The 19617-nt window shown below is 43.6% G+C and carries 13 protein-coding genes; 5 read left to right on the forward strand and 8 right to left on the reverse strand.

The window, feature by feature from the left end:
* Nucleotides 1–54: 54 nt before the first annotated feature.
* The 5 genes from B2W36_RS07515 to B2W36_RS07535 form a co-directional block, all read right to left on the reverse strand.
* On the reverse strand, nucleotides 55–1593 hold the full coding sequence (locus tag B2W36_RS07515) for a family 43 glycosylhydrolase (protein WP_293887198.1): 1539 nt from the start codon (nucleotides 1591–1593) through the stop codon (nucleotides 55–57).
* A 70-nt stretch (nucleotides 1594–1663) separates the two neighbouring features.
* Nucleotides 1664–2665, reverse strand: a complete 1002-nt coding sequence (locus B2W36_RS07520; RefSeq protein ID WP_293887199.1) for a DUF4973 domain-containing protein — start codon at nucleotides 2663–2665, stop codon at nucleotides 1664–1666.
* Between the two features lie 80 nt (nucleotides 2666–2745).
* The gene (locus tag B2W36_RS07525) at nucleotides 2746–4764 is read right to left on the reverse strand and encodes a RagB/SusD family nutrient uptake outer membrane protein (protein WP_293887201.1); all 2019 of its coding nucleotides are present in this window, start codon (nucleotides 4762–4764) and stop codon (nucleotides 2746–2748) included.
* Between the two features lie 10 nt (nucleotides 4765–4774).
* The gene (locus B2W36_RS07530; RefSeq protein WP_293887203.1) at nucleotides 4775–7843 is read right to left on the reverse strand and encodes a SusC/RagA family TonB-linked outer membrane protein; all 3069 of its coding nucleotides are present in this window, start codon (nucleotides 7841–7843) and stop codon (nucleotides 4775–4777) included.
* Nucleotides 7844–7931: 88 nt separating this feature from the next.
* On the reverse strand, nucleotides 7932–9323 hold the full coding sequence (locus B2W36_RS07535) for an IPT/TIG domain-containing protein (RefSeq protein ID WP_293887205.1): 1392 nt from the start codon (nucleotides 9321–9323) through the stop codon (nucleotides 7932–7934).
* A gap of 359 nt (nucleotides 9324–9682) precedes the next feature.
* On the opposite strand from B2W36_RS07535, the gene B2W36_RS07540 reads away from it, so the two are divergent.
* Nucleotides 9683–10777, forward strand: coding sequence for a PAS domain-containing sensor histidine kinase (locus B2W36_RS07540; protein WP_293887207.1), 1095 nt, complete (start codon nucleotides 9683–9685; stop codon nucleotides 10775–10777).
* Between the two features lie 147 nt (nucleotides 10778–10924).
* On the opposite strand, the gene gldM is transcribed toward B2W36_RS07540, so the two are convergent.
* Together gldM and gldL are read right to left on the reverse strand one after the other, a co-directional pair.
* Nucleotides 10925–12460: a gliding motility protein GldM gene (gldM, locus tag B2W36_RS07545; protein ID WP_293887209.1), complete on the reverse strand. Its 1536-nt coding sequence runs from the start codon at nucleotides 12458–12460 to the stop codon at nucleotides 10925–10927.
* A gap of 30 nt (nucleotides 12461–12490) precedes the next feature.
* Nucleotides 12491–13303 carry a gliding motility protein GldL gene (gene gldL / locus B2W36_RS07550; RefSeq protein ID WP_293887210.1) on the reverse strand — a complete coding sequence of 271 codons (813 nt, stop codon included), beginning with the start codon at nucleotides 13301–13303 and terminating at the stop codon, nucleotides 12491–12493.
* A gap of 323 nt (nucleotides 13304–13626) precedes the next feature.
* Between gldL and B2W36_RS07555 the strand changes: the two genes are divergently transcribed.
* The 4 genes from B2W36_RS07555 (at nucleotide 13627) to B2W36_RS07570 (ending at nucleotide 18303) form a co-directional block, all read left to right on the forward strand.
* Nucleotides 13627–14712 carry a mechanosensitive ion channel family protein gene (locus tag B2W36_RS07555; protein WP_293887211.1) on the forward strand — a complete coding sequence of 362 codons (1086 nt, stop codon included), beginning with the start codon at nucleotides 13627–13629 and terminating at the stop codon, nucleotides 14710–14712.
* An 86-nt stretch (nucleotides 14713–14798) separates the two neighbouring features.
* Entirely contained in the window at nucleotides 14799–15881 is a 1083-nt protein-coding gene (locus B2W36_RS07560; protein WP_293887212.1) for an endonuclease/exonuclease/phosphatase family protein, read from the forward strand.
* Nucleotides 15882–15982: 101 nt separating this feature from the next.
* Nucleotides 15983–17125, forward strand: a complete 1143-nt coding sequence (locus B2W36_RS07565; protein ID WP_293887214.1) for an acyltransferase family protein — start codon at nucleotides 15983–15985, stop codon at nucleotides 17123–17125.
* Nucleotides 17122–18303 (forward strand): C1 family peptidase, encoded by a 1182-nt coding sequence (locus tag B2W36_RS07570; protein WP_293887215.1) that lies wholly within the window; start codon nucleotides 17122–17124, stop codon nucleotides 18301–18303. The genes B2W36_RS07565 and B2W36_RS07570 overlap by 4 nt, the downstream gene beginning before the upstream one ends.
* A 29-nt stretch (nucleotides 18304–18332) precedes the next feature.
* Here B2W36_RS07570 and B2W36_RS07575 read toward each other — a convergent pair whose 3' ends face one another.
* The gene (locus tag B2W36_RS07575; protein WP_293887216.1) at nucleotides 18333–19589 is read right to left on the reverse strand and encodes a tyrosine-type recombinase/integrase; all 1257 of its coding nucleotides are present in this window, start codon (nucleotides 19587–19589) and stop codon (nucleotides 18333–18335) included.
* Between the last annotated feature and the right edge of the window lie 28 nt (nucleotides 19590–19617).

Consider the following 19617-nt stretch of genomic DNA (forward strand, 5'->3'; position numbering starts at 1 on the left):
TCCAATAATTTTGGACTGCCCCTATAGTTTTCAGTAATCATCGTTTAGGGTATACTAATCGCTATTGCGGAATATACCGACTTCCGCCAGGCCGGGCTGCTGTTGATTGTCGTAGCCTGACTTGGGTATGAGTTTAAAATAGCGAAATTGCTTGGTCTGCGCCAGGTCGATAAACTGCCGCAGCAGATTGACATCGCTCAAGGTAAAGGTGCCCAGGTTTTCCCAGTTTTGATTGTCATTGCCGACATGGATTTCCAATTCTTTGATCTTTCTGTCGCCATCTTTCTGATGGATTACAAAACCATCTACGGATTGGGCTGCTCCGATGTCGATGGTGAGGTAATGGTCGGGGTATTTTGTTGGATTGACTGAATAGCGGGTTATCCATATGGAGTTGATATTGTTATCGATCACTGCGGCAGCAGACCGGTTGTTATTGGGTTCTTCGGAACTGAAGCCAGCGACCGTCCACCCTTTCTTGGTATATATTTTCCGCCATTTTTCTCCCGCTGGCCGCTTTTGTTTGAGTGCAGGATTGGCCGGTAAACCGAAGTTTGGGGAGCCATCTGTATGCCAGGAAAATCGCTGGATATAGGGACGTCGTGTGGCATTGCCGTCGTTGGCTACATTACGTGCGTGATAAATCATCCAGTCTTCTTTTCCATCAGGAGATTTAAAAAAGCCGTTGTGGCCGGGACCATAAATGCTACTTTCGGGTCTCATGGAAAATACGGGATGGTTGCGTTTTGTCCAATCTGCTGCCTGTAGTGGGTCTCCGTCATCTTTTAGTGTGAGCAGGCCGAGGCAATAGCCGTCAGACCAGTAACCGCTACCCGAGTAAACGATATGTACTTTGCCCTGTGGGTTGATCAACACCTGGGGGCCTTCGTTGATTGGATTTCCGTTTTTCTCCCATGCATAGTTGGGCGTGGCAATCATGACCTTGGGTCCGGAAATGGTCCAGGGGTTGCTCATGGGCGCTATATAAATGTTTTGGGGCGGTGCGCCGGCATTCCCGCCCGACCAGATCATATACATCTTTCCATCATGCCGCAAAATGGTTCCGTCAATGGCCCATTCGCTTGCACTATCGGAAATCTTACCTTTCATTTCCCAGTTGCCCTGAACGGGGGTGGGAGAAGAATTTTCGAGTACATACATTCTGTGGTTGGCATTGCTGCCATTATCTGCTGCAAAATAGAAATACCATTTACCATCGATTTCATGCAATTCGGGTGCCCATAAATTTTTTGAATAGGGCTGATCTGCAGGAGGGGTATAGACTTCATATCGCCGTGCGGAGGCGAGTTCGGACATGCTTTTGGTTTCGAGGATGACGAGCTTGCTTCCCTGGGTATAGGTATAATAGTAAGTACCGTCTTTTTGGATTACCCAGGGATCGGGACCTCCGGGCATGAGTGGATTGGAGAAGGTACTATCTACAACTACTGTATCATCTACAGTGGGATCTACGGGTTGGGTATTGCTTTTTGGGATAGGATCTAAATCGTTTGTAGGACTGTTTTTTTGACAGGCAGATACCCATAACATGCTGCTCATCATAAAATAAAAGGTCACTGTCATTCTTTTCATGGATGTGTTTGTTTAAAGATTTTCAATTGGATTGCATCGTTTATTTGATCAGCATTTACCTGGACGTATGCTACCACTGTATTGCCTGGTCTTCATCTGGAATAAGGGTGTTGCGTGAGCGTTCCATTGTCATGCTTCCTTCGGCGCGGTAGCGCACGGGCACACCGGGCATGGTGGTGATATCGTCATATTTGTATTTTAGGTTGACGGTGCAGTACTGTTTGACCAAATATTTTTTGGTCGCATCTTCGATTTCCCTTAATTGATAGGTGGGCTGCCCGAGCATTTCAAAATTGATGGATTTGTCGGCGGCATACACATGAAGGGTGCCCGATTTTATACCGTTAACATCCTCTGAGGGTTCCATAAACTCCATGATAATCTTGTAACGGCCCCGATCTTCTGATTTCTCTTCCAGAACTCCGGCGTAGAAAAATACTGTTTTTTCGTCTACCACCCACGATGTTCTGACGCTAGATACAAGTGGATTTTTAGTTTGCCCGTCGGCATAGACATTCATGGACGTGGCTGAATAATTGCCCGAATAATTATTGAATGGTTTGATATAAAGCAATGCTTTGCGCCATCCTTTGCGCTTATTGGTTACATAGGAGGGGTCTTCCTGAATGGAGAGTGGAAGTACATAGCGTTCGACAAGATCGAGGTTGTCAAACTTAAATTTGATCGGATAATTTTCGGTATGTGCTCCTTTGGGAATCAGGCAGCTCTCCTTGGGCAGTGCAAAAAACTGTTCGGGAAGCTGTTTAAAATATAAGTCTTCGCGGTACTGATATTTTTCCTGGTTAAAGGTGGCCAGTGTATCGCTATCCACAACCACCTTGACATATAGATCTTTGTCGTTCTCGCGGGAGCCGCTCAGGATGACAGGCAATTTGTAGGTGACTTCGCCGGTCTTGTTGTAGCGCAGATAGACTTCGGATACACCTTCACTTCCAATTGGGGCTTTAAAAGACACCATCTGTGTATACAATTCTTCTTCCCATTCATCGTTGCACCCCGTTTGGAACAAGACCAAGACTAGGGTTAAAATATAGATATAAAGCTTTTTCATGTGTTTTTATTTCTAATGCTTAAATAAGTATGCAATGTCTCTTGCGGTATTTTCTATCTAGTTCTTTTTGGCTGGTTTGATTAATCGAAAGAAGGCCATCCCGGTGCCTGCGTCATGCGTCTGTTTTTGCGGAGCTCATCCCAGTCGACGGGCCAGAAGTACATTTTTTTAGAAAATATAGTTTGGAGTTGCGGTACGCGCACAGGGGTATAGAATAGGTCTGCATTGTCTTTGGTCATATAGACATTGTAACCGTAGATCTGTTGCGCCTCATCTATTGGAGCGTCTTTCCATCGGCGCAAGTCGTAGTAGCGCTGATTTTCGCCCAGCAATTCGATCTGCCGCTCACCTTTGATTTGGCGGCGTAAAGCTGTCTGGTCGGTATATATGGCGTTGTCATAATTGGGCACTCCCGCGCGGATACGAACCATACCTATACTGTTTTTCATCTGATCGATATTTCGAGTGATCTGATGGGTAGTTTTGCCATCCCAGCTAGCAATCATATAGGATCCATTGATCTCATTGAGCGCTTCAGCATACATGAGTAGCAGGTCGGCATATCGTATGGCAATTTCCACTTTGGGGTATATCTTGCCGCCATTGCCTGTGGCATTATCTTTTGGGTTGACAAATTTCATCATGCCTATCCCTGTAGGTAGCCAGCGGTCGCCATTGATCATACCCTCATTTTCACCCCGATAATAGAAGATCTGCTTGTTCGTGACATTGGATAAGTTGGAGGTGGCGCTAGACATGGTCCACAGCGTACCACTATAGGCCACTGAAGCATAAAATCGTGGTTCTCGATGGGCAAAGTCTTTCCAAACATTTTCCAGGAGTGGCTTGAATTGATCGAGTTCAGCCTTTTGCACAAACATATTTGCTCCGTATTGCTGCCGGATTTGCTGTCTATTAAATGTGGTTCCGTCATTCATGGCGTAGGCATCACATTGTTTTAAAGTAATGCCATGGCAGTTGTATCCGCCGCCCACCTGGGGCATCTGGTGCCTTGTCAGCGCGATAATACCATGGTTTTCATCGGTTTGATTTTCGCCTCTGGTAAAGATCATCTCTGGATTTTCGGCCGCATATAGATCACCGTTAAATACGGCGCGATAGGATTCGAAGGGATCAATATTGGCCCACCCTTCGGGAAAATTCTTTTCGGAGTATGCTGGATGATATGGGGGGGTGATGGTGGCCGGATAGTCGGTAGTACCCTTGGCTTTAAAATCGGCTGTATACAGCTTGTAGGCATTTAAATCGATTACATCTTTGGCTGCCGCTGCTGCGCGTGCCCATTTTTCTTCGTTGTATTGTGCCGAAATCAGCGCGCGGCCTTTATCGTCTGTAAAGTCGCTCATTTCTGCGTTACCATTGGCCAGGGGGCTTGCCGCAAATAATAATGCTTTGGCGCGTGTGGCCAATGCTGCTCCACGCGTAGGACGGGCGATGTTGCGATTGTCGCGTTTTAGGGGGAGATCTTGCGCTGCCAGGGCCATTTCTTCGGCAATAAAGGTGGCTACTTCATCGTAGGTGTTACGCGGGTAGGCTAGTTTGTCGTAGCTTTCGTCGTAGTCTACGCCTTTATCTGGCATAATTGGTACTGGACCATACTTGCGTAGGAGTAGCCAGTAGAGGTAGGCGCGGATAAAGCGTGCCTGCGCCTTGTAATCCGTTACCTGTTTTGGCGTGAAAGCGCCGCCTTCAGCCATGCTGTGGATCATGACTGAGGCTTGACGGATTCCGCCATAGGACTGTGCCCACGATTGACGCTGCCAGGTATAATCGTACTCTCCAAATTTAAATCGTCGGTACTCATCGCCGTTGCCTCCGGCAGATTCATTGTAGAACATATCGTCCGAGTAGTTGGAGATGGTATAATTTCGATGGCCCATTTCGAGGTTGTAATCCAATAGTTTGTTGTAACAGTTTCCGAGCCATTGCTCGGTATAATCTTTGCTTTTAAAAATGCGATCTTCGCTCTGTCGGTCATCAAAAAAATGCTCAACATCCAGGTATTTGGAGCAGGAGCTGATGGATAGACATAAACTGACGCTGAGCAGCAAGGGTGCGAGTAGTGGTATTTTCTTCATGTTTCTATCGTTAGAGGTTGATGGTAAGTCCGAGGGTGATTGTTTTGGCCAGTGGATAGGCTTGGCCATTGGAACTGTTCATCTCGGGGTCCCACAATTTAAATTTGGAGAAGGTCAGCAAGTTGGTGCCCATGGCATAGAGCCGTGCCGATTTGACGCCTATTCTTTTTGTGAATCCGTTGGGTATGGCATATCCTATATCGAGGGTTTTGAGCCGTAGGTACGAACTCTCGCGGAGCCAATAGGTTGAAGCGCGGTAATTATTGGCGCTACCGCCGTAACTGAGTCTGGGGTATTGGGCATTTACATCTTCGTTGACGCCAAGTATCCAGCGGTTGGATTCGACCACATCGGTCAGAATATTTCCCCAGTCGCCCTGGCTGAATGGGTATACGGTATACCCATTGATAAAGAAGGAGGATTTTCCAGCACCCTGGAAATGTACGCTGGCATCAAATGATTTGTAGTTTGCTGATAAGCCAAAGCCATAGACGAGGTTAGGGTAACGCGTTGCGCCGATGGGTACGATATCGGTGTCGTCGATTTTACCATCGCCATTAATATCTTTGTATTTGATATCTCCGGGGGCGGTACGGCCAAAGTTTTGGGTAGCACTGTTTCGGATATCTTCATAGTCTTTAAAAAGTCCTAAGGCGATGAGCCCTTTGTTCTGATTGACCCGAAAGCCGGAAAGGGTGGTGTATGGGTAGTTGCTGAACTGGTCGTCAGCTTCGAGGATGGTGTTTTTACTGTAGGTCATGGTGCCGCGCGCCGTTAGACTGAGCTGATTGATCTTTTGGGTAAACCGCATCTGGCCATCAAAGCCTTCTGATCGTGTAGAACCGACGTTGGCCCTGGGATCTTGTCCTTGTAGGCCGACCACAAAAGGGATATATTTACGTTCCATGTATATTCCATCACGTTGTTCATGAAAGTAGTCGAGCTGTCCACCGAATTTGTCATTGAAAAAAGAAAAATCAAGTCCGAGGTCGTGCTTGGTGGCAATTTCCCAGGTAATGGAATTGGAGGCTATGCGGGAATAGGTGAGTCCGGGGTATAGATTTTTGCTTTCGATATCGCCCCAATTGTAGCCGAGATTCTCATCGGTGCTAAAAGAAGCTAGATACGGGAAGCGTACGGGCATGGCGTCGTTGCCGACCTTACCAAAAGAGTACCTGATCTTGAGCATATTCATCCAGCTAAGCCGCTCTTTGATGAATTTTTCTTCTGCTATATTCCATGCTCCGGAGACGGCTGGAAAGAGGTCAAACTGATGGCCTTTGGCAAAATTCTCTGATCCGTTGTAACCGAAATTGAAGTCGAAGAAGTAACGCGACTGATAGCCATACGTAAACCGACCTGCGAGCCGCTGATTTCGGCGTTCTATGCCCTGCATGATGTCTTCGCCATAATTGGAGGTGTTGACGCGTTTTTCTTGTGTATACTGTACGACTCCGCCGAGGGTATGATCTTTGAGTTGTTTGTTATAGTGCAATTCACCTTGCATGGTTTCAAAGCGGTCGCCGGTGGCATTGGAGCGCTGTGTGAGGAGCTGCTCGGTGATTGTTCTTTTGAGTACAAGCTCGCCGTCGGAGTTGCGCAGCCGTTCGGCCATCCAACCTTCTGGCCATTTCATCCTGCGGATATTATTGTTGTTGTTGATGTCGTAACCAAAGCGTCCTACAAAACGTAACCCCTTGGTCAGCACATCTAGGTTTTGCTCTAGTGTAACGTTGGTCTGCAGTTTGTTTGCCCAATTTTCGATATATCCCTGCTGTGTGATCAATACCCAGGGGTTCTGCTTTTCTGCTCCACCTCTGGATGCAACACGTCCATCGCTGTATTTAATAGGAATAGAAATGGGATTCTGCCCCATGAGCGAGGCCCAGATTTCATCATAGGTGCCACCGGGGAGGTTCTGTTTGCCCAACGACCCGCTGATACCCACGCTTAGCAAAGTGGATTTGGTGAGGTTCATATCGATATTGGCGCGGTAATTCCATCTCCTATAGTTGGCGTTGGTATTATAATTTTTGAGGTTCTCGTCAGTTTCGTACATTCCGCCTTCGTTGATGTAACTTCCGGAAACAAAGTATCTTGCCAGTGAGCCGCCACCGTCGAAATTGAGCGAGCTACGTTGTGTAAAGGCACCGTCCTTTAAAAACATATCCATCCAATTGATGTCGGGGTATAGATCAGGATCGAGCCTGTTTTTTATGAGGAAGAGTTCCTCGTTGTTGTAAAATGGTTCTTCGTTGCGTGTGATGCGTGATTCATTCATGAGGCTTGCATAGGTATGCCCATCGACATAACTCGGTGTAAATGTTCGTGTATTGTAGGAGGCCTCGTGTTTGCCGTTGATGCTCACGCGATCTGTTTTTCCTTTTTTTGTGGTGATCAAAACGACACCGTTGGCTCCCCTAGAACCATATATCGCGGTTGTGGAGGCGTCTTTGAGGATCGAAAATGATTCGATATCTTCAATACTGATTTCATTTAGGCTACGCTCAAATCCGTCGACAAGGATTAAAGCTGAGGTGCCGGCGCCAAATGTGGAGATACCTCTTATCCAAAATTCGGACATGTTACTTCCGGGCTGACCACTAGACTGCATCGCCATTACGCCCGCCACATTTCCTGCTAGTGCGTTGGTAATACTCGAGGTTGGTGTCTTTAGCTGGGAGAGATCGACAGTAGTGACGGCACCGGTGACTGTGGCTTTCTTTTGTGGCCCGAGCGCAGTGACGATGACCTCGTCCATGGCTCTATGATCTGCTTCTTTTAGCATAATATCTATTTTGAGGTCATCTTTGATTAATATTTCCTGTTTTTCGTAACCGAGCATGGCAAAGACCAGCCATTGGTACTTGGATGCTTTGATGGTATAGTTTCCTTTGTTGTCGGTTGCTGTTCCGAGTCCGGGTTGGTCTTTTATGGTTACCGTAACGCCGCTAAGCGGTTCCTTCGCCTTGTTGCTGACAGTTCCGGTGATGGTGACCGGAATGCGCGAGCCGTTTTGCGCATGGTTGAGCTTAACGGCGATCAGAGCCAGTAGGAGCAGTAGAATTCTTTTTTTCATCGGTTTATTATTGGTCAATACGCCTTTCTGACGCTATCTTTAGATTATAGCGTACGGAATGGATCTGTTTGTATGCTTTTAAATTTCTTTATTCGATCGATATGGTGCGGATACGTTTATTATTGCGCTCGGCAATGTAAAATATCTTACGTTCTTCATCGTAGGCGATTCCTGTGGGATCGGCAAACCGGGCTTCCTTGCGCGGGTCGCCATCAATATAGCCGCTTTTACTACCATCGGGGGTGGGGCTACCCTTGCCTGCGAAAGTGCTGACCACACCTGTAGGGGCTAACGTGCGGATACTTTGATTGTACTGGTCGCAGAAGTAAAAATCATATTCATCGGCCTGTCCTGTATAGTCGGGATTCTTTACAAATACACCTTGATAGGCACGCTCGATACGGGCGGAGGTGCCAATGGCATCCACATCGCCTTTGGCGGTAGGACTACCGGCAAAGATAATGGGAGGTTGTAATTCTCGGGTCGTCCAGTCGTACACGCTTTTATAGATACAGCCGTAGGAAACGATGTATGCGTAGTTGCCTGTTGGATGAAAAAAGATCAGGGAACTGTTATTGGTATTTCCGCCTATTTTAAAGAGTTCCTTGGGAGCGAGTTCATTCAGAAAGGAATCAAATACTGCCTTTTTGATAGCGATACCGGCATATCCATTGTAGAACATGTTATTGTGAATGGGGTGTGGGGCACAGGAATAGGCGGCAGGATCATAGAGATAAGGATGTACGCGGCGGTAGTTTTCGGAGCGGAGGGAATAGGCAATGGCGACCTTGGTTCTGGCCGTCAGATTTTGGTTGTCGTCGGTGAGGAATAGGGTATCTGTATTTGCACTTAATGTGGTGGTCTGCATTTTTGTGAAGCCGGCCTGTCCATTGGTAATCAGTGTAGAGACTGTTTTCGTTTGTAGGTCTACGCGCCGGACGGCTCTGTCCAATTCGGTTACGAAGAGCGCATTGCTTTCGGGCTCGTAGGTGATATAGGCTGGATAGGCAAATCTAGCTTCTTCAAAATTACCATCTATAATGGATGAATTCCCGTTTTCATCCACATTGCCGACAAGGGTGCCGACAGCGGTACTTTTAGCATACTGGAATTCATCTGGGAAAATGTGTTCAACTGCTTCTCCTGCGCTTCGGGTGATAACCACTTTTACTTTTCCGGAGCTGGTGTACCGCGGGATCATGCAATAAATCTGGCTGCCATTTGACCCAACAACTTTGAGTTCCTGCTCACCAATAAAGACTTTAATTTTGTTGACATCGCTGCCGAAATTACTTCCTTCAATATACAGCCTTGTGCGGACGGCTCCTTTTTTTGGGGCGAAATCGGTAAAAACGGCCTTGCCTGAGATGCCCTTGTCTGGATCTTCACTGGCGCCTTCTTTTTCCTTGCAGGAATTAAAAAGGAGGCCGAAAATCACAGCTAAGCTGAGGTGCATAAAATGCTTTTTATACTTTTTCATCATTCATTCGGTTAAATTCTGCCGATTTTCAAACTACGTGAAGTATGCGTTTGATTTTCTTGAGATTCGCGTTTGTGGACAGCGAGAATTAAGAGTAATCGTGAATTTGGTTTATAAATTGGTTTATCTAATACTGCTAATTTCGGGGAATGCGCAATATCAATCCATTCAATCTTTTGTTGATTTGTCTCAGATCGCGCGTGCAGGTAACCTGTTAGGATACTGGTATATGCATTTTTTGCAGCTGTTTTTTAATTTTTCTTTGTGTACAGGAGTGTAATAATGGCATTATTTCTGTTGCGTAAATTTGTTTAGAATTCCCATATATTTATTGATACACGAACATTAAATTTTTGTTTATGCCTTTTGATGAGCACCTTTTGCTTTCGGTACTGGAGCAGTCTCCGCTAGCTACGGCTATCTATGATAGTGCGGACTTAAATATTGCCTTTGCCAATCAGGCGATGCTGAATACCTGGCATGCAGACAGCTCGATTATAGGACGTACTTTAAGCGCTTGCTTTCCCAGTTTTGAAAAAGAAGGATTTTCATCTATTTTAAAAAATGTATGGAAAACCGGGATTAGCTACCGGGCCAAGGATACACCTGCTGATATCGTATCGGGGAAAAATATTATCAGACGATACTTTGATTTCGAGTATAAAGCATTGCTGGACGAGAAGGGAAATACCTATGCTATTCTACATTCGTCGTGGGATGTTACCGAAAGAAAGCTAGCCTATGAGAAAGCGGAAAGCCAGAAGGAGCAAATCTCTTTCAATAGAAAATTGGATCTCCTGTCCAATACGCTTTCCCATGATTTAAAAAATCCATTGTCTATTTTGAAGATGGGAAATGATATGTTGCGTCAAAAGGATATCAGTTTACCGGAACATGTTCAGCAAAAGTGGTATGAAAATATGCGCGGTGCGATAGAGAATATTCAGTCTATCATTAACCAAACACTGCAGATCAATAAAATACGTGCTGTCAATCCTGTTAAAGAATGTATCGAGATGGATAAGAAACTTGTTGAATGGATTGCTGAAGCGAAGCTTATTTATCCGGCTTCCCAGCTGGCATTTAGGTTGGGGAATCTCCTTAAGCTGGAAGCAGATTGTGGTGTAGTGTATCAGATTTTTTTTAATTTGATTGTTAACGCTGTAAAATACGCCAAGCAGACAGAGCAGGATTATCTTGCTATCTATAGTGAAAATACGAGCAAAGGGACTGTCTATTATTTGGAAGATAATGGGATCGGTATTCCGGAAGAAGATTTGGAGCTTGTATTTAAAGCGCATGAGCGTGCGAGCAACACTGTTGAAGCGCAGGGATCGGGAATAGGACTTTCATTGGTAAAGGAGTTGATGGAACGTTTGGACGGTACTGTTAATCTTTCCAGTAAGCTAGGTAAGGGAACGGTTATTCGCTTGTTTTTTCCGCATCATTCATAGGAACTATGGTATACACAGGAACAACTATTTGATATAGTTTTTCGCGTTCATTCTTTAAAATAAAAACAGAGCTACCCATTTTTGGTAGCTCTGTTTTTGTAGTTTTTAATAGCTAAAAAAATTTAAATGCAAGTATATTTGGCAACTTTAGTTTGCCGTTAACGCGACAGCATTCAGTTGTCTTGATGTACCGTCAGGACCCACTGCAACAATATTATCGAATATTACACGTGTACCTGGTACAATTCCACTTAAGGCAGAAGACATGCTTGAACTCAACTGTCCTCCGGATGTCGATAATACGATGGCATCGGCCCGTGGCTTAGCAATGATCATCGTAAACTTGGTTACCCTGAAGGTGGCATCGAAGTCAAAGTTATCCAATTTTGCGAACAGTGCATTTTGCGCTTTAAGGGCCACGGTAGCCATGGAACCACCTGTTTTGCCAGCAAATTTGGCAATGGGGTCTGGAATGCGTTTTACACGAAATTCGGTCGAACTCAATGTCTGTGTTTTTCCGGGTGCTACTTCAGCAGAGACTGAAATATGTGCTGTGCCCGGAGAGCTTACCTTCACATTGTATTTGCCGCCACCAGCGTTAGAAATGCTGCCTCCGCTCATGCTGACACGGATTTTATCGGCTGGCGTTCCTGGGGCTGATACCGAAATGGGATTATTTACACCAATATAGAGTACATTCATCTTGTCGGGTGATACAACGGCCGATGGACGTGCTACTTGATAGGTCTGTACAGGGGTGCGATATTCTTTATATGATCCGTCGGTCTGTTTGACTTTGATCACGCCGGTCCAGGTATAGATTCCTTCACGGCTGGTATTGACTGCATATACCCCTTTTCCATCAACTACTTGAAGTGCTGATCCATTGACCGAGATTGCGGGTTGAGATTTGGAATCGGATGCTGTCAGAAATACTTCTGCTTTGTAGGGCTGGCCCTGTACTAAGTAGGATGTTGGGGCAACAGCAACTGCTGCAAATTTATCTAGATTGACCACCGCCTGATCCATTTTGCCCAAGATAAGTTTAACTACATCAGATTCTGCATTCTGCGCGTCTGTTTGTATTTTCGTTAAAATGGTCATCGCAGCGGTTAAAGGGGTGCCGCTACCGAAATTGATTTCCTCCCATGATTTTTTGCCATTGATGGCTTTTTCTGGATCTTTTGCCTCCAAGGAAAATGATACCATCTTTTGTTCTTCAGGTGTGAGCAGAGCGAGCAATTTTGCGCGAGTAGCATTGATTTTGTCTTTTAACACGGTGCCTTTTTTCTTATTGATCATAAGATTTGGCGAGATGTCTTGGTTTTCACGCTGGGCTAGATCGCCTTTTTCTTCGTCATATCCACCGCCCTGTTTGACAAATTCTTCTTTTAAGGAGGCGATATACTGGTTGAGTTCGCCGATAATTGCCTGAACTTTTTTTGCCTTGTCATAGATGGGCTTCGCACGTGCGGGCTCTTCTTTCAGTTTGGTGTTTTCAAATGCATTGAACAGCTGCTGTACTGCTGTGCTGACATTCGATTTGGATGTTTCGAGACTGTTGTTTATATTTTTGAATGCATCCAAGATGGAATCCGGTACATTGAGCGCCAATAAGGCGAGCAGGACCAGATAGAGGATGCCTATCATCCTTTGTCTTGGAGTTTCTCTTCCTAATGCCATTGTTTTTGATTTAAGTAATACAAGAATTAATTACACACGCGGCTGATTCATCGCGCTCAACATATTTCCATAGATGGCATTCAAGGCATTGAGGTTTTTCGCAAGTTTGCCTACTTCATCTTTAAATGCTTTGGAGTCATCCAGTGATTCATTGAAGTTTTGCATGGTAAAGCTTAGATTTTCATAAAACTTGTTCATCGATTGTAAATGGGATGCCGAATCGCGCAATTCGCGTTCGTACATCTCATTCAGCTGGCTTAGGTTTGTTGTCAAACTTTTTACCTGCTGGTGGTAGTTGGACGTATCGCCTGAAGTATTTGACATCGCGACGAGGTTTTCGGACGCTTTTTCGAAGGCGATGCTTAGGTTGTCAAACTTAGAAGTTGCTGTTCGTAGCTTATTGGTGAATTCTTCTGTTGCTAATGAGACATCAGAAAGCTTGTTTATGGCAGATACTTTTTCACTAAAGTCACGTAGGCCACGGCCTAGGTTTTCAATGCTTGCTGGTTCTATATTGGCATCGGCAAACATTTTATCTAAAGCAGCAGTTGCTGAGGCGCCGGCCGGCTGGGCAACAACAGTTGTTGCTCTTTGTGGCAGTTCACCATTAAATTTTTCGTCCAATTCTGGATAGACACGGGTCCAGTCGGGTTCGGGTGGTGGCGGATTGAACCCCATTAAAAAGAAAAGGAAAGCCTCTACGACCAAACCAATTCCGATCACATAATCGGCTGTGGCGCCACCGATATGCAGGATCTTAAACAGTACTCCAATGATGACGATACTTGCTCCCCAGGATATGGCCACATTTAGCCATCTTGAATTGTCTTTTTTCTTGCTCATTTTTTTATTAGTGTTTGGTTTAATTTTCTTGGAAAGTTTCTTGTGCTAACCTATTTCCATCATCAATAAACGGTAAATGTGTTTTCTGTAGTATATCGTCTTGCTGATGTACATATTTTGTTAGTTGCCTTGCAATAGGCTTTTTAGACTCAAAAAACATACCAAAAAGAGTTTCCGAACTGCAGCAAATTTAGACATAACGATGGTGTTCAAAACCGACAGGAGAAGTCTGAATTGATCTTTCTCAAATTAAAGCAAACGTTAGCCCTTCTTAACAGTTATTCTTTCATAAGAATAAAATATAAACACAAAGATAGTACAGCATGATGAACGAAACATTAATTCAACTTTCACAGCAATGGCCTGCCTGGCTCTGGAATATTGCATTAATTCTATTTTCATTTTTAATAGGTTTTTTGATTAAACTGATTTTTATACCGCTTTTGCGACGACAGGCCATTCAGCAGGAGTCTTACAGTGTGTTCCGTTCTTTTGTTAGACGATTTAACCGTGTGCTGAGTGTTTTTATACCTTTGATTTTATTTAACAGTTTGTTGCCTTTTGCTCAATTTAACGACCGGACGCTGCGTGTGGTAAGTAAAACAAACGAACTTTTGCTGGTGAGTTTCTTTGCACTAGTACTGATACAGGGGATTAAGGTTTTTGAAGACTATCTTTACCATCGTTTTGATATCAACAAAGAGAATAACCTGCGCGAAAGAAAGATCAGAACTCAGATTGTTTTTATCCGAAAAGTGGTTGTTACGCTGATTATTGTGATTTCTCTGGCGATTATTCTGCTAAGTTTTGATAGTATGCAAAAAATTGGTGCTGGTCTGTTGACGGGCGTGGGAGTGGGCGGTATCATCATTGGGTTTGCAGCACAGAAATCTCTAGGGAATCTACTGGCAGGCTTTCAGATTGCTTTTACACAGCCCATTCGCATGGATGACGTACTGGTTGTTGAAGGTGAGTGGGGCCGTGTGGAGGAAATTAACCTCACTTATGTGGTTGTTAATATCTGGGACAAGCGCCGCTTGGTATTGCCGATTACTTATTTTATTGAAAAGCCTTTTCAGAATTGGACGCGGACTACTTCTGAGATATTGGGGACTGTATTTATCTATACAGATTTTACGGTACCTGTACAGCTATTACGTGAGAAACTCACAAGTCTACTTAGCGGCCACCCGCTTTGGGATGGTCAGGTCAATGTACTACAGGTGACCGACTTCAAAGAGCGTACCATGGAAATCCGGTGTCTGATGAGCTGCCGCAATTCGGGCCAGGCTTTTGACCTACGCTGTTACATCCGGGAAGAAATGATTGCGTATATCCATACGAACTTCCCTCATGCGTTAGCCAAAACGCGGGTGGATTATCAGGAGGGTTTGCACAAAGATTCCTAATGTCTGCAGAGCGGTCGAAGATGATGGTCTCAAGAAAAAATATGCATAATTTGTTTAAGTTTGTTTAAAATGTTAGTGCTAGCGATATGCTGATTTTCTATATTGTAGTCTCGAGTATATTGATTATACTGAGTGTATTGCCCTTTATCCAAAGCCAACACTGGATTTTTCGGGTAGCTGAGTTTGTGAAGTTGCAGCTGTTGGTCTTTCAGGTGCCCACCCTTGCGTTGGGTTTTTATTTGGTGGGCTATGACCCTTGGATTTGGTGGCTTCAGGGTATACAGATCACTTTGGTTGTATACCATAGCTATATATTGATACGCTATACCAAATTTTGGCGGAGGGAAACGTATCAAAAGGGCGAAGATGCATCGGATAGCATTAAGGTGATCTCTTGTAATGTATTACAATTCAATACAGCGTATAATTGCTTTATCGAGCTGATTCAGAAGGAGAGTCCACATATTTTTTTGACCATGGAAAGTGATGCTGGATGGGAAAGAGCGTTGCGTGGATTGGAAAAGGATTACCCTAATTATGAGAAGGTAACTTTAGACAATACCTATGGCATGCATTTTTATACTAATCTGAAAATCAATAAAAGTCAGGTACATTATTTTGTAGCTGATGACATTCCTAGTATTGAGGCCGAACTGGAAACTCCAGATGGGCATCGGTTTGTTTTTTTTGCTGTTCATCCACCGCCACCAAGTCCTACAGAAGAAGAAAATAGTAAAGAGCGTGATGGCGATCTGCTCAGTGTGGCGAAACGAGTAAGAGACTATAAAATGCCGGTGGTTGTGACCGGGGATTTTAACAATGTAGCCTGGGCTAAATCTTCACTGTTATTTAAGAAAACCAGCAAATTGATTGACGCACGTATTGGTAGGGGCATTCTATCTTCTTTCCATGCCAATTATTGGTTTTTCAGAGTACCACTGGACCTTTTATTTCATAGTCCAACGGTATTTATCGATAAACTATTTATTTATCCGTCTGTAGGCTCGGATCATTTTCCAATGGGCTGTTCATTCTTTATTGATCGTTATTCTGAGGAACAAGCTGAGGATATCGAGCATATGGAAGCTGGGGATATGGCCGATGTTAAAGAAATGATTGCTGCGGGAAAAGAGGAGGAGAGCGATAATCGAGTTCCTAAGGAGGGGTAATAAAGTGGAACTTGGGATTTCTTCTTATAAAAAAAAAGCAAGAGATTTTGCTTAAAAATGTTTAATTTAACAGAAATAAGAGAGATAACCAAGCCCAATTCATGGAAAGAGACCATTCGCCTCCGTTAGCTTTAGATTACTTGACTTTAGAGCAGCTGTTGTCGAAAACGATTGATTTTTTGCGTTTTCCGTTGATTGTTGGGGTTGTCTTTATTCATACAGATTTTTCAAACATTATCATTCAAGGCTCGAAGCAGGTTGATTTGCGTCAATTTGCTGTTTTTGCGCAGGTTTTTCTTCTCTTTTCGAAGCTCGTGTTTGAGGTGTGTGTACCTCTTTTCTTTTTTATCTCCGGTTTTCTTTTTTTTTATGGTACAGCGTCTTTCACGTTTTCGGTTTATTTTAATAAGTTAAGGAGGCGGGTACATAGTTTGCTGATTCCATATATTTTTTGGAATTTGGCGGTACTACTTTTTTTCTTTTTGGCACAGACTTTTTTTGGAGGCTATTTGTCGGGTGTCAATAAACCTATAATCCAGTATAATTTGACCGATTGGCTTTGGTCTTTTTGGGACACGTCACATGTGCATGTGAAGGCCGCAAAAAATTTACCTATCAATTCGCCTTTTTGGTTTATTCGTGACCTTATGGTGGTTTTACTGCTATCTCCGATCATTTACTTTTTAATTAGGAAAGTGGGTATATTTGCCGTGCTGATACTTGGGGTAGTCTGGCTTTTAAACCCCTATTTTTATCTGCCTGGATGGAGTACTGTATCCTTTTTTTTCTTTTCGGCAGGGGCTTATTTTAGTTTACATAATAAGAACTTTGTGCTCGTTATGCAGTCATTTTTACCCTGGTCTGTTTTCTGTTATGTGCTGCTGATCATAGCAGCATTTTGTGGTTTTGGAAAAGGTGGGTGGAGTTATCTGTATTGTGCCAATGTATTGCTGGGATTGCTATCTGCGGTTGCAGTGACAGGGCACTTTATTGAAAAGGGTAGCTGGCAGCCAAATCACTTTTTGGTTAGTGCGAGTTTTTTCATATTTGCTTACCACCGTTTGCCGCTGGTCTTTATTATCAAATTTTTGTTTATTCAGGTTAGACCGCAAACGGATGTCGCTCTGCTGTTTTTGTATTTCGTTTGTCCAGTCTGTGTTATTCTTTTGGGCTTATTATTTTTTTGGGTTATAAGCATGCTATTTCCCCGCTTTACTGCTGTTATCTGTGGAGGTAGATTATGAGAAAAAAACTAAGAAAACGGATCATATTGGCCATCACAGCTACTATTTTGGTAGGTATTGTACTTTTCTATAGATTTTATTATCTACAAAGTTCAACATTACTGCGGTCAGAATTTGTCTTTACTGATTTGATCCGGTTGAAAAGTACAGCAGTAAAGAACCAGGGTGCCTCCAATACCTGTTGGTCTTATACTGGGAATTCCTTTCTTGAATCAGAAATGATCCGAATGGGTAAAAACCCTGTGGCGATTTCGCCGCTATTTACGGTCCGGATGGCTTATCTGGAACGTGCGCGGAATTATCTTCGTCTGCATGGTGGATTAAAATTAAACGAGGGCGGGCAGCTTCATGATGTGATGGATATGTTGCGTTTACATGGGGCGATGCCCACAGCTGCCTATACGGGTATTAAAGCGGGGAAAAGCTCGGGGGATTTTAAGCGCATGCGCGCTGTTTTGAATAGCACACTATCTGGGATGGTAAAGACAAGGCTATTGAAAAGCAGTTGGGAGCGAGAAATTGATGCTGTGATGGACGACCATCTGGGGAAAGTACCTGTTCATTTTGACTATCAGGGTAAAGAGTTTACGGCGCGTAGTTTTGCTGATGAGGTTATTGGGATTGATCCGGATCAATATATCCATATTGCTTCCGTTACGACCGCGCCTTACTACAAATCTTTTGTGTTTTTGATTCCCGACAATTGGTCTTTCAGTCAATTTTACAATATGCCTATGGATGATCTATCCACTGTCGTTGACGGGGCTTTAAAAAAAGGTTTTACGGTAGCGTGTACGATCGACATTTCGGAGCCCGGTTTTTCTTGGCCTTATGGCATCGCTTATGTCCCCCAGAAATCAGTGTCAATGATGACAGCGGAAGAAAAGACGTATCAATTTGTGCGGCCGCAACCTGAACGGAAAGTCGACGTCCTGATGCGTCAAAAGGCATTTGATGCGTGGGAAACAACGGACGATCATGCGCTACATATTATAGGCTTAGCTCAAGATCAAAATGGTCGGGAGTACTATTTGGCTAAGAATTCTTGGGGCAGGGGCAATGCCTTCCGGGGAATTATATACCTCACGAAAGAATATTTACGCTATAAAAGCACAGCCTTAATGGTTCACAAAGATGCCCTTGCTCCTGGCTTAAAAATTCAGTTAAAAATCAAATGAATAGATAAGCACATGCTTTCCCAAGTTATTTATTGAATTAACTGCTGCTCTTTTGTCCTGCTTCGATTTTGATACATATTTTCTAGGTATGTACCTAAAGATCGTGTACGTTCGGTATCGACATTACTGATATAACGCTGAAACATCTGCTCTGTACTATGTCCGGTTGCATCCATTAGCAATGCTGTCGGAATTTTACCATAAAAGTTCGTGGCAAAACTTCTTCGGCCAATATGGCTGGTAATGGCCTCACACTTTGGGATAAGTTGGTCTGACGCGCGGAACCCTTTACGCTTTCTGACTTTCACCAATGTGGTAATACCAGCAAGGCGAGTTACTTCCTTGATCTGCTCATTGTATTTTTGGGCATTCATTTTATGAGGGAAGCGATGTCCATTATTTGACATAATAATTAACGCGGTAGGATGGAGTGGGAGTAAGATACTTTTTTGTGTTTTTTGCTGGGTAAAGGATAAACAGGGCTTTCCATCAAGAATTTCCATCATATCCAGATTAAAATTCATAAAGTCAGACACCCTTTGTCCTGTGTAACAACTGATTATCAGCCAATCTTTAGCAGCCTTTAGATGGGCTGGTACGTCTATATTTTTTATTATGCTAATTTCGTCTTCATTGAGGCTTATGGCGCGGTTTATTTTTCTGACTTTGGGCAGTTCCAATTCGTAAACAAATGTTCTGACCCCTCTTTTCTCCAAAAAATTAAGGACTGTTCGCACAAAATGTATCGTGCGGTGGATCGTGCTTATGCTATAGTTTTCAGCTTCACCATATGCAATAAATTGCTGTACAAATAAGCTATTCACTTGCTCTAGCATAAGATGTTTCTGCTGAAACCCTTCAAATCGTTTCAATAAACGGAAGAAGACCAGGTAGCGTTTGTGTGTGGCTGGGGTAATCAGGTGCATTCTGCTCTGGATAAAATTGTCTACACTTTGTAGCAGTCCTCCTGCTGGAAGTGTGGATTCTGAATCTGTACAGCATTTTTTGACCAAGCGGTTGATAGCTCGTAGTGAAAATTCTTTTCTATTTGACTTTAAGTCAGAAAGATAGGATGCGATTGAAATTTTTAACGCATCGAGCTTTGTATTTAGCTTTTTAAATTTTTTTAAATAAATATTACTGGGCCTTTGCTTTTCTTCATTCCATTGAGCTGGAATAATTTTTAAAGGAGTTTTAATTAAAAATTGCTGTTGTTGCTCGTCAACAAATGCAAGGTAGATGAAAGATATTGAAGTAGGATTCAATAAAGTAAAATTAAAAATCATGAGGTAAACTTTTTGCTATTGTCTGAGC

This window comes from Sphingobacterium sp. UBA3549, assembly GCF_002376635.1.
Classification (GTDB): domain Bacteria; phylum Bacteroidota; class Bacteroidia; order Sphingobacteriales; family Sphingobacteriaceae; genus Sphingobacterium.